Here is an 11756-nt window from a genome sequence, read left to right on the forward strand (position 1 = left end):
CGGAGACGGGGTATCAACATATCTGGCGTTGATTTTTGGCACGCTGTTGAGTTCTCAAGGAACGGACGCTTCCTTCGTACTCACCCTCTCGGGCTTTCCTCCGGGCGCTTCCCTTCGGTGTTTCCAACCTTACCAGACCCGTTTCCCGTCCCGTTTCGGGTCGGAATTTGTTTCCGGTGGCCAGTTGGAGGGGCCTTGCCTATTCGGTTGCCTTGCGGCTTCCTTTCGGCGAGCCCGACTTTATCAGAAGTTTTTGACCGGCCTGACAGACCGCTCATTCCTGAGTAATCGGGGGCTTCTCCGGAAGCGAATTCCGGGAAGCGGAAGATGTCAACCGCTGCTGCCGAGCCTGCCTGGCTCCGCGCAACTGTGCAAATCTACCTCCCCACACGTCCCGTGTCAACGGGTCCCGTGGGGCGAAGAGGAGACTAGCAGCTCGGCCGGAGTGCTCGCACATCAGGCCGCGGTCGGCACGGAAGCGCTGCGTTCCGACTCCTCTACGTCGCCCGTGGCACCGGCACGGGTTGCCCGACCGCCCAGGACATAAACGTACGCGAGGAAGACCAGCTCAGCGGCGATGCCGATGGCGATGCGGGCCCAGGTCGGGAGGCCGGATGGGGTGACGAAGCCTTCGATGGCGCCGGAGACGAAGAGGACCAGGGCGAGGCCGATCGCCATGCCCACGGCGGCGCGGGCCTCCTCGGCAAGGGCCACGCGGCGGGGGCGGGGCCCCGGGTCGATGAGCGTCCATCCGAGGCGCAGTCCCGTACCGGCGGCTACGAAGACGGCGGTCAACTCAAGCAGGCCATGGGGGAGGACGAGGCCGAGGAAGGTGTCGAGGCGGCCGGCCGAGGACATCAGTCCGATGCCCACACCGAGGTTGAGCATGTTCTGGAAGAGGATCCAGATGACAGGGACGCACAGGAAGGCGCCGAGTACGAGACACATCGCGGCGGCCTGAGCGTTGTTCGTCCACACCTGGGCCGCGAAGGACGCTGCGGGGTGGCTCGAGTAGTACGTCTCGTATTGGCCGCCGGGGCGGGTGAGGTCCTGTAGCTGACTGGGGGCCGCGATGGAGGACTGCACCTCCGGGTGGGTGGCGATCCACCACCCCAGGATGGCCGCGACGACGGTGGAGAGGAGCCCGGTGGGTACCCACCAGTGGCGCGAACGGTAGACCGCGGCGGGGAAACCGTACGTAAGGAAGCGGGTCACGTCGCGCCAAGAGGCGCGGCGCGTGCCTGTCACGGCGCTACGCGCGCGTGCCACGAGCTGGCTGAGGCGGCCGGTGAGCTGGGGGTCAGGGGCGCTGGACTGGATCAGGGAGAGGTGGGTGGCCGTGCGCTGGTAGAGGACGACGAGTTCGTCGGCCTCCGCACCGTTGAGGCGGCGCTGGCGGCGCAGGAGTGCGTCGAGCCGATCCCACTCGGCGCGGTGGGCGGACACGAAGACGTCGAGGTCCATCGGGTTGGCTGCTCCTCGGCTGCTCGTCGTGTGGTCAGCTTGTCGCACTGCGGCGCGATGTGCCCTCAGCTTGGCAGACTGGCGGTTCTCAGGTCAGTTCGGGGAAGGACGGCAGCGTGAGTGAGCTTGTGACGGGCGAGGCGGTGGCGCTGGAGCTGCGGCCCGCGAAGCTGCCCAGCCGGGCGCTGGCCGTGCTGATCGACCTTGTGGTGGCGGTGGCCGTGTATGTCGCCGTGACCGTGGCTCTCGTGGCGTCCACGGCCGCTCTGGATGAGGCAGCACAGACGGCGGTGTCGATCGCGACATTCCTTCTTGTCCTGGTCGGCGGGCCGATCGCGGTGGAGACGCTCAGTCATGGGCGGTCGCTCGGGAAGCTGGCGTGCGGGCTGCGTGTGGTGCGCGACGACGGCGGGCCGATCCGGTTCCGTCATGCGCTGGTGCGTGGGGCGGTCGGCGTGGTCGAGATCCTGATGACGCTGGGGATCGTGGCGTGCATCGCGTCGCTCGTGTCGGCGCGGGGGCGGCGGCTCGGTGATGTGTTCGCGGGGACGCTGGTCGTACGGGAACGGGTTCCCGCCGGGCATACGCCCTTCATGCCGCCTCCGCCGCCTTGGCTGGCGGGACGGTTTTCCGGACTTGATCTGTCCGCGGTCCCGGATGGGCTGTGGCTTGCTGTCCGGCAGTATCTGACGCGGATGCAGCAGTTGGATCCGCAGGTCGGCTGGGCGATGGCCGAGCGACTCGCCGCCGACGTCGCGGAGCGCACCGGTGCTCCCGCGCCGCAGGGAGTGCCGCCGGCGGCGTATCTGGCGGCGGTGATGCAGGAGCGGCAGGCTCGGGAGGCTCGGCGGGCGTTCGGCGGGCCTGCAACGCAGTACGCCGCTGCGCAGCCGCCGAGTTCCGCGCACTCCCCTGTCTCCCCTTACTCCTCTTACTCCTCGGGCTCTGGGCCGACCGGGCCGGGAGCTCCTGCGGCCACTGGCCCCACCGCCCCTGCCTCCCCCGCCGCGGCTCCGCTGTCCCATGCCCCGGCGCAGGAAGCCGCGCAGGATTCCGGGAACGAGCGCCCCGCCACGGGGTTCGTACCGCCCGCGTAACGCGGGGGACGCTGCGCGCCGGCGGCGGGCAGCCGTACGCAGCCGTGTGCCGGAGCGTGCCTCCGGCCCGGTGTCAGGTGAAGACCGACGGCGGCGAGTCGAGGTCCTCGAGTTCGATGCCGGGGGCGGCGAGTACGACGTCGCCGGAGATGTGCACGGCGTGCTGCTCGCCGGTGTCCAGGGCTGTGACCTGGTATTCCTCCACCATCAGGGGGCCGTTGTCAGTGGCGTGTGCTTCTCTCTTCATCAGGGCCCAGGACTGGTCGAGGGTGCGCGGGGCGAGGACCGGATCGGTGAAGGCGACGAGGCGTACGCGCGTGGCGGAGGAATCGGGGGTGAGGCGCAGCAGACGTGCGGTGGCGATGAGGAACGCGGGGGATGTGCCGGTGAAGGCGTGGGCGCGGACATTGCCTTCGGTGGCGTGGGTCCCGGTGGGGTCGGTGCGGACCCAGGTGACGCCGTCGATGGCGGCACCTCGGACCTGCCAGCTCGCCGCGTGGAGTTCGAGACGGATGGGGCGGCCGAGGTCGTCGAGGGTGAGGTCGACGGAGCCGGCATGGTCACCGGAGGGGCTGATCACTTGGGAGACGTAGCGCCAGCCGGAGGGGCCGGGCGCGCAGTGGAAGTGCTCTTCGCCGAGAGGGGTGTGGTCGTGCGGATCATGGAGCGAATATCGGCCGCGGGGCATGGGGTCCTGGGTCTTTCTGGGGTCGGTCCCGCAACGGGCAGGCCCCCGGCACGGGGGTGCGGGGGCCTGCCTGGGACCTGCTGCTGAGGAGTGTGTCAGTGCACGGGCGCACTCCCCACGTGCAACGCGGTGGCGCGGCGCGTGCTCAGTAGCGGTAGTGGTCCGGCTTGTACGGGCCTTCGACCTCGACACCGATGTACGCGGCCTGCTCGGGGCGGAGCGTCGTGAGCTTCACGCCGAGCGCGTCGAGGTGGAGGCGGGCGACCTTCTCGTCGAGGTGCTTGGGCAGCACGTAGACGTCGGTCGGGTACTCGGCCTGCTTGGTGAACAGCTCGATCTGGGCCAGGGTCTGGTCCGCGAACGAGTTGGACATCACGAAGGACGGGTGACCGGTGGCGTTGCCCAGGTTCAGCAGGCGGCCCTCGGAGAGGACGATGAGCACCTTGCCCTCGGGGAACGTCCAGGTGTGGACCTGCGGCTTGACCTCGTCCTTGACGATGCCCGGGATGTTCGCGAGGCCGGCCATGTCGATCTCGTTGTCGAAGTGACCGATGTTGCCCACGATCGCCTGGTGCTTCATCTTGGCCATGTCCGAGGCCATGATGATGTCCTTGTTGCCGGTCGTGGTGACGAAGATGTCGGCCTTGTCGACGACCTCGTCGAGGGTCGCGACCTGGTAGCCGTCCATCGCCGCCTGCAGGGCGCAGATCGGGTCGATCTCGGTGACGATCACGCGGGCGCCCTGGCCGCGCAGGGACTCCGCGCAGCCCTTGCCCACGTCGCCGTAGCCGAAGACGACCGCGGTCTTGCCGCCGATCAGTACGTCGGTGGCGCGGTTGATGCCGTCGATCAGGGAGTGGCGGCAGCCGTACTTGTTGTCGAACTTCGACTTGGTGACGGCGTCGTTGACGTTGATCGCCGGGAACAGGAGGGTGCCCTCGCGCTGCATCTCGTACAGGCGGTGGACGCCGGTCGTGGTCTCTTCCGTGACGCCGCGGATCTCCGAGGCGAGCTGCGTCCACTTCTGCGAGCCGTTGGAGATCGTCCGGCTCAGGAGCTCCAGGACGACGCGGTGCTCGTCGGACTCCGCGGTGTCGACGGACGGGACCTTGCCCGCCTTCTCGTACTCGACGCCCTTGTGGACCAGCATGGTGGCGTCACCGCCGTCGTCCAGGATCATGTTCGGGCCGCCGGTGGGGGTGTTCGGCCAGGTCAGCGCCTGCTCCGTGCACCACCAGTACTCCTCCAGAGTCTCGCCCTTCCAGGCGAAGACCGGGACGCCCTGGGGGTTGTCCACCGTGCCGTTCGGACCCACCGCGATGGCGGCGGCGGCGTGGTCCTGGGTGGAGAAGATGTTGCAGGACGCCCAGCGGACCTCGGCACCCAGGGCGACCAGGGTCTCGATGAGCACGGCGGTCTGGACGGTCATGTGCAGGGAGCCGGTGACGCGTGCTCCGGCCAGGGGCTGCGCCTCGGCGTACTCCCTGCGGATCGCCATCAGGCCGGGCATCTCGTGCTCGGCGAGGGTGATCTCCTTGCGGCCGAAGTCGGCCAGGGAGAGGTCGGCGACCTTGAAGTCCTGTCGGTTATCGACAGTCGTCATACGAGCTGCTCCTCGGGGTTGGGTCGAGGTGGGTACGGCTGGTCTGCGCGGCGGCGGGCATACGAATGCCCGATGCCTTTGCGCAGCGCAGTCCGTCGGAGGCCCTCTCTCCCTCGGTTGGCCCGCGTGGGGCCGCCCGACCGCCATCAGCAGCGACGTCTGGCTCGGTTACGAATCTACACCGATCGGCCCAGCGGACCCCAGTCGGCCTCCGGACAGATTGAGGGACGGACGAGGCGGACACCAGGGTCTGCACAGCCCTGAGCAGGAGTCAACCTGACTGGAGAACAAGGGCTTTCGAACTTTTGAACCTGTGCTTACGTGTTGCAGGATGCAGGGCGCAGGGCATATCGATCTTGCGTGTCTGCCTTGTGTCGATCTTGTATGACAAAGGCGTTAGGAGATCCACGTGACCAGTCCGGCCGGCCCTCCCCCCACGGGCGGCGGCGATGGAGAGCAGCAGCGGTTGAAGCTGCTCGCAGTGACCGCGTGCCCGACCGGCATCGCCCACACCTATATGGCGGCGGAGAAGCTCTCGCAGGCGGCGGAGCGTCTCGGCATCGACATCAAGGTGGAGACGCAAGGTTCGATCGGGGCTGAAAACATACTCACCGACAACGATGTCAGAACCGCTGACGGCGTCATCATCGCGGCCGACAAGGACGTCGACCTGAGCCGGTTCGCGGGGAAAAGGGTGGTGACGGTCGGGGTCGCCGAGGGCATTCACCATCCCGAGCGGCTGATCGAGGAGGTGCGGACGGCACCGGTGCACAGCGGGGGTGCCGCGGCCGCTCCGCCCAACGGCACGGGCAGCGGTGGCGCCGGCGGCAGGGAGCGGAGTGTCACGTACAAGGCGCTCATGAACGGCGTCAGTTACATGATTCCGTTCGTCGTGGTCGGCGGGCTGCTGATCGCGATCTCGCTGTCGCTCGGCGGGCACACCGATCCGTCCGGCGGTCTGGTCATCCCGAAGGACTCCTTCTGGATGGACGTCAACAATGTCGGCGTCATCGGCTTCACGCTGATGGTGCCGATCCTGTCCGGCTACATCGCGTACGCGATCGGAGACCGGCCCGCGTTGGTGCCCGGCATGATCGGCGGGTGGATCGCCAACACCGGTTCGCTGTACGACTCCGAGGCGGGCGCGGGCTTCATCGGGGCGATCGTGACCGGGTTCCTCGCCGGTTATCTGGTGCTGTGGATCAAGAGGGTCAAGGTCCCGAAGTTCGTGCAGCCGATCATGCCGATCATCGTGATCCCGATCGTGGCGACGACGGCGCTCGGTCTGTTCTTCATCTATGTGATCGGTCAGCCGATCTCCTGGGTCTTCGAGCAGCTGACGGACTGGCTCAGCGGGATGACCGGCTCCAGCGCCATCCTTCTCGGCGCGATCCTGGGTCTGATGATCGCGTTCGACATGGGCGGGCCGGTGAACAAGACGGCGTTCCTGTTCGGCGCGGGGCTCATCGCGACGGGCAACCAGGCGGTCATGGGGATGTGCGCGGCCGCGATCCCGGTGATGCCGCTCGGCCAGGGCCTCGCCACGCTGATCCGGAAGCGGCTGTACACGGAACAGGAGCGTGAGACGGGACTGGCCTCGCTGTTCATGGGCCTGTTCGGTATCTCCGAGGGCGCGATCCCGTTCGCGGCGGCGCGGCCCGCGCAGGTCATCCCCGCCAACATGCTGGGCGGCGCGGTGGCGGGGGCGATCGCGGGTGTCGCCGGAGTCGAGGACGCGGTGCCGCACGGCGGGCCGATCGTGGCGGTGTTGGGTGCCGTGGGCGGCGTACCGATGTTCTTCGTGGCCGTGGCGATCGGCACCGTGGTGACGGCGCTGACGACGGTGGCGCTCGTCGACGTCAGTGAGCGCCGGCTGCGGGCGCGGTCGCTGGTTGACGGGCCCTCGTCGAAGCCCGAGCCGGCGCTTGTGGGTGTCGGTGGAGGCGCAGGGGACGGTACGACGTCGACAGCTGCGGGCGCCCTCGGCCAGCCGTCTGCGCCGACGGCGAGGTCTACGTCTACGCCGGCTCCGGATACGTCTACGCCGGCTCCGGATGCAGCGGCCTCCCCGGCGCCGCCCGCCGATGCCCCCGCCCCCGCCGATGCCTCAACCTCCGCCGATTCCCCCACGTCCGGCGAAGTCCTCTCCGGCTACCTCACCCGGCAGACCGTCAAGGTGCGACTCGATGCCGAGGACAAGGAGGCCGCGATCCGGGAGATGGCCGGGCTGCTTGCCACCACCGCCGAGGTCACGGATGTCGAGGAGCTGGTGCGGACCGCGCTGCAACGCGAGGCGCTGGGCACGACCGGGCTCGGCGAGGAGATCGCGATCCCGCATGCCAAGACCGACGCGGTGACCGCGCCGGTGGTCGGCTTCGCGCGGTCGGCGGAGGGCGTCGCGTGGGGCGCGCTCGACGGTACGAAAGCCAAGCTGGTCTTCATGATCGCCGTGCCGGAGTCCGCCGCGGGCGACGAGCATCTGCGGATCCTGGCGCTGCTGTCCCGCAAGTTGATGGACACGGGCTTCCGTGAGCGGCTGGTGTCGGCTCCGGACGAGGCGGCGATCCTCGGCGTGCTGCGCGAGATTCAGTAGTCGCCGAGCAGGCACAGGCACAGGCCATGCGTCCACGGACACAAGCGGCCCCGCGTCCGAGGGATGCGGGGCCCTTTCGTTCAACGATGGCCGCTATTCTCTGCGCCCGCGGATGTGCCGCATGGGGAGGGAGCAGCGATGGGCAAGAGACGAAGACTCGCGGTCACCGCATGGGTGCTGGGCCCGCTGGGGCTGCTGATCCTTGCCGGCTCGCTGCTGTATGTGCGGTCGGCCTACACGGGGGTCACCGTGGTGAGCGACGGCATGTCACCGACCTACTCCATCGGCGATCGGCTGGTCGTGGAGCGGATGAGCGGCGCCGAGGTGCGCCGTGGGGACGTCGTGCTGTTCTCGGTACCGGAAAGGAACATCGAGGGAGCCGTGCTGCAACGCGTGATCGCGGTCGGCGGAGACCGGGTCGTGTGCTGCGAGGGCAGTGGGGCGGGCGATGGGACGGGCGAGCGGATCACCGTCAACGGGCAGCCGCTCGATGAGCCGTACGTGAAGGACGGCCTCGCCGACGGGATACATCGGCCGTACGACGTGAAGGTCCCGTCCGGGCGGCTGTTCCTGTTGGGCGACCACCGCGTGAACTCGAACGACTCGCGCTTCTACCCGAGCGACGGCCATCAGGGCACGGTGGCGAACGCGGCGGTCCTGGGCCGGGTGGCGGATGGATTCGGCGTGCTCGGTGTGTGGTTCGGGGCCGGCCTGCTCGGGCTCGTCCTCGCGCTCATCGGGCTCGGCTTCGGGATCGCCGCCCTGGTGGTACGGAAGCGGTCGGTGCCTCCGTTGCCGCCGTGGCCCGTACACGCCTGAGAAAAGCACAGAGGCCCGCCGAGAAAACGCTGAGGCCCGCCGAAATCCTCGGCGGGCCCCAGCTCCGTACAGCCATGTACGGCCGTGTGCGAGATCAGTGCTCGGAGGTCTGCGCCGGCCCCCCGGGCGTGGCCTCGCGATCCGCGCCCTTCGCGGCCTCGGCTTCCCGGTAGATGTCGGGCTCGAGGTAGATGACGCGGGCGATCGGGACGGCCTCGCGGATGCGGGACTCGGCGGCGTCGATCGCGAAGGCGACCTGGGTGGCCGTGTCGTCGTGCTGGACCGCGATCTTGGCCGCGATGAGCAGCTCCTCCGGGCCGAGGTGGAGCGTGCGCATGTGGATGATGCCGGTGACCGTGTCGCCGTCGACGATCGCTGCCTCGATCTTCTTGACGTCTTCCAGGCCCGCGGCCTCGCCGAGGAGCAGCGACTTGGTCTCGGCGGCCAGGACGATGGCGATGACGATGAGGAGAACACCGATGCAGAGGGTGCCGATGCCGTCCCAGATGCCGTCGCCCGTGCCCAGCGCCAGACCCACCCCGCCGAGCGCGAGGATCAGACCGACCAGCGCGCCGAGGTCCTCCAGCAGGACGACCGGCAGCTCGGGTGCCTTCGCATGCCGCACGAACTCCGTCCAGGACTGCTTGCCACGCAGCGTGTTGGACTCCTTGATGGCCGTCCGGAAGGAGAACGCCTCCGCGATGATCGCGAAGACGAGGACGCCCACCGGCCAGTACCAGTGGTCGATCTCGTGCGGGTGCTTGATCTTCTCGTAGCCCTCGTAGATCGCGAACATGCCGCCGACCGAGAAGAGGACGATCGAGACGAGGAAGGCGTAGATGTACCGCTCGCGGCCGTAGCCGAACGGGTGCTGCGGGGTCGCCTCACGCTGGGCCTTCTTGCCGCCGAGGAGCAGCAGGCCCTGGTTGCCCGAGTCGGCGAGCGAGTGCACGGACTCGGCCAGCATCGACGAGGAGCCGCTGAAGAGGAACGCCACGAACTTCGCTGCCGCGATCGCGAGGTTGGCGGCCAGTGCCGCCACAATCGCTTTGGTGCCGCCTGACGCGCTCATGTGTTCCCGATGTCCCTTCGTCTGCCGTCTCGTCCGCCGCCCCGGGCTTTGCCCACCCTTGACGGTGGGCCATTGTTGCAGCCCGGGCCGACACCGGCGCGTCCGGCCGCCGCTGAGAGGCGTCAGGCCACCACGGTGGCCCGGAAGACCGTGCCGGTCCCGGATACCTCGGTCTTCTCGCCCGCCGGTACGAAGACGGACTGGCCGGGAGCGAGGGCATGGTCGTCCGCCTGTACGGAGCCCGCCGTGCACAGCAGGATCTGCGGCGTACGGAGGGTGAGGTCGCGGGAGGGCGCGCCTTCCGGGAGGACGTACCTCGAGAGGCGGAACTCGTCGATCGGCGTCTCGTAGACCTCTTCGCCGTCGGGGGACGCCTCGGGGCGCAGTACGCCGGGGTCGCCGGCCTCGAAGCGGACGATGCGCAGGAGTTCTGGGACGTCGACGTGCTTGGGAGTGAGGCCGCAGCGCAGCACGTTGTCGGAGTTGGCCATGATCTCGACGCCGAGGCCGTTCAGGTACGCGTGCGGGACACCGGCGCTGAGGAACAGGGCCTCGCCGGGCTGGAGTCGGACGTGGTTGAGCAGCATCGCGGCGATGACGCCGGGGTCGCCCGGGTAGTGGTCGGCGAGGTCGGCGTACGGAGCGTGGGCGCCGCCGAGCCGTGTGCAGGCCGCGGCTGCTTCGGTGACCGTCACCGCCATCTGCTCGGTGTCCGCGGACAGGACCGCCGTCAGCACCTCGCGCAGGGCTGCGTCTTCGGGGTGGGCGTGCAGCAGATCGACGTACGGCTTGAGGGAGTCGACCTCCAGGGCCGCGAGCAGGTCGGCGGCTTCCAGCGGGGCCCGGAATCCGCACAGGCCGTCGAACTCCGTGAGCGCGCAGATCAGTTCGGGCTTGTGGTTGGCGTCCTTGTAGTTGCGGTGCGGGGCGTCGATGGGGACTCCGCGGCGCTCCTCGTCCTCGTACCCCTCCTTGGCCTGGGCGAGGTCGGGGTGCACCTGGAGGGAGAGCGGGGCGCCCGCGGCGAGGATCTTGAGCAGGAACGGCAGGCGCGGGCCGAACTTGGCCACCGTCTCGGCGCCCAGTTCGCGCTCGGGGGCCGCGTCGATCAGTTCGGTGAGGGGGCCGCGGGCCGTGCGCGAGGGCGCGCCCGGGTGGGCACCCATCCACATCTCGGCCTGCGGTTCGCCGGTCGGCTCGACGCCGACGAGGCGCGGGATGGCCGTGGTCGAGCCCCAGGCGTAGGGACGGATGGTGTTGTCGAGGCGGTCCATGAGGGTTCTTTCTGCGCTCTCTGTTCACATGGTCGCGATTCGCAGCCTCACGAATCGCGTGTTCACGATTCGCAGCCTCACGAATCGCATGTTCACGATTCGCAGCTTCACGACTCACATGTTCACGGTTCGGTTCACGTGAGGTGAGGACGGCGGTCGGGGGTCCGTGCAAGCATCAGGCTCCCGAGGCGAGCGCCAGGTAAACGGCCGCGAAATCTGTGATGGCGATCAGCTCCGCGAGGGTCTCCAGGTCGCCGCCGTCGTCCGGTTCGAGTTCGCTGATCGCGGTGTCGTGGCTGAGGGCGAGGTCGCGGGCGGCGGGGGCGGCGCTGAGGCCGCCGGCGGGCCGGTCTCTGAGGAGGACCACGCGCGCGTGCATGACCGGCGTCTCCTCGACGCGGTCGCGGAAGAAGTCCTCGGGGTCGGCGCCTGCGGCCAGCGCGCCCGAGAGCAGGACGTTGTGCGCGGCGAGCGCCTCGGGCAGCTCGGCGACGAGCGCCGGGCGACCCGCGAGCTCGGCGAGCGCGGCGGCGAAACGGCGGCCCGCGGGTCCCGCGGACGGGCCCTCGGTCCAGATCAGCGGGAGTGCCTCGGCGAGCTCGGTGGCGAGGGTCTTGGCGGGATTGCTGTACGTCGCGATGGCCGGGCCGCACCGTTCGGCGATGTGGTCGAGGCGGTCGGCGACCTTGTGCAGGGCGTCGGGCGGCGCGGTCACCAGGCCGGTGCGGTCGAGGAGGGCGAGCAGCGGGGTGAGCAGGGCCCACAGGACGCCGGGGGCGGAGGCGGCGGTGGGTTCTTCCGGCTCGTACGGCGCGGTCGCCATCGGTACGAAGAGACCGTGGGCGCCGTCCACCGCATCGGTGAGCGGGGAGCCGGCCGGGGCCACTGCGGCGACCGTGCAGCCGCGGCGGTAGGCCTGGTCGACCAGCAGCGAGAGGCTGGGCTCGCTGCCGTCAGGGGTGGCGATCAGGAGCAGGTCGACGGGGCCTGCCCAGCCGGGCAGCTCCCAGCGCAGCGCGCCCGCGGCCGGGGCGACGCCCGTGGGAGCCAGGCGTGTGACGGGGCAGCCGACGCCGGCGAGCGTGCCGAGCAGATCGGCGGCGCAGCTCGCGGCGGCGCCGGGGCCCGCGATGAGGACCGCGCGGG

9 protein-coding genes are annotated in these 11756 nt (G+C 69.5%); 3 read left to right on the top strand and 6 right to left on the bottom strand.

All coding sequences use genetic code 11. The features are described from left to right. Positions 1–456: 456 nt before the first annotated feature. Entirely contained in the window at positions 457–1464 is a 1008-nt protein-coding gene (locus FE633_RS46010; RefSeq protein ID WP_138051114.1) for a stage II sporulation protein M, read from the bottom strand. A 116-nt stretch (positions 1465–1580) separates the two neighbouring features. Here FE633_RS46010 and FE633_RS46015 point away from each other — a divergent pair, with 116 nt between their 5' ends. Then, positions 1581–2561, top strand: coding sequence for an RDD family protein (locus FE633_RS46015; RefSeq protein ID WP_138051115.1), 981 nt, complete (start codon positions 1581–1583; stop codon positions 2559–2561). Between the two features lie 73 nt (positions 2562–2634). On the opposite strand, the gene FE633_RS46020 is transcribed toward FE633_RS46015, so the two are convergent. Together FE633_RS46020 and ahcY are read right to left on the bottom strand one after the other, a co-directional pair. Beyond that, entirely contained in the window at positions 2635–3249 is a 615-nt protein-coding gene (locus FE633_RS46020; protein WP_138051116.1) for a hypothetical protein, read from the bottom strand. A gap of 145 nt (positions 3250–3394) precedes the next feature. After that, positions 3395–4852, bottom strand: a complete 1458-nt coding sequence (gene ahcY / locus FE633_RS46025) for an adenosylhomocysteinase (RefSeq protein WP_138051117.1) — start codon at positions 4850–4852, stop codon at positions 3395–3397. A 409-nt stretch (positions 4853–5261) separates the two neighbouring features. On the opposite strand from ahcY, the gene FE633_RS46035 reads away from it, so the two are divergent. Beyond that, on the top strand, positions 5262–7445 hold the full coding sequence (locus FE633_RS46035) for a fructose-specific PTS transporter subunit EIIC (RefSeq protein ID WP_138051119.1): 2184 nt from the start codon (positions 5262–5264) through the stop codon (positions 7443–7445). 138 nt (positions 7446–7583) lie between these two features. Then, positions 7584–8264 carry a signal peptidase I gene (gene lepB / locus FE633_RS46040; protein WP_138051120.1) on the top strand — a complete coding sequence of 227 codons (681 nt, stop codon included), beginning with the start codon at positions 7584–7586 and terminating at the stop codon, positions 8262–8264. A 94-nt stretch (positions 8265–8358) separates the two neighbouring features. Here lepB and FE633_RS46045 read toward each other — a convergent pair whose 3' ends face one another. The 3 genes from FE633_RS46045 to FE633_RS46055 all read right to left on the bottom strand — a co-directional run. Next, a complete protein-coding gene (locus tag FE633_RS46045) occupies positions 8359–9336 on the bottom strand; it encodes a cation diffusion facilitator family transporter (protein WP_138051121.1) in 978 nt (325 codons plus the stop codon). 122 nt (positions 9337–9458) lie between these two features. After that, positions 9459–10610, bottom strand: coding sequence for a mannose-6-phosphate isomerase, class I (gene manA, locus FE633_RS46050; protein ID WP_138051122.1), 1152 nt, complete (start codon positions 10608–10610; stop codon positions 9459–9461). A 175-nt stretch (positions 10611–10785) separates the two neighbouring features. Further along, on the bottom strand, positions 10786–11756 hold a 971-nt coding region (locus FE633_RS46055; protein ID WP_138051123.1), incomplete at its 5' end, for an SIS domain-containing protein.

It is taken from the genome of Streptomyces montanus, from assembly GCF_005786655.1.
Lineage (GTDB): Bacteria > Actinomycetota > Actinomycetes > Streptomycetales > Streptomycetaceae > Streptomyces > Streptomyces sporangiiformans.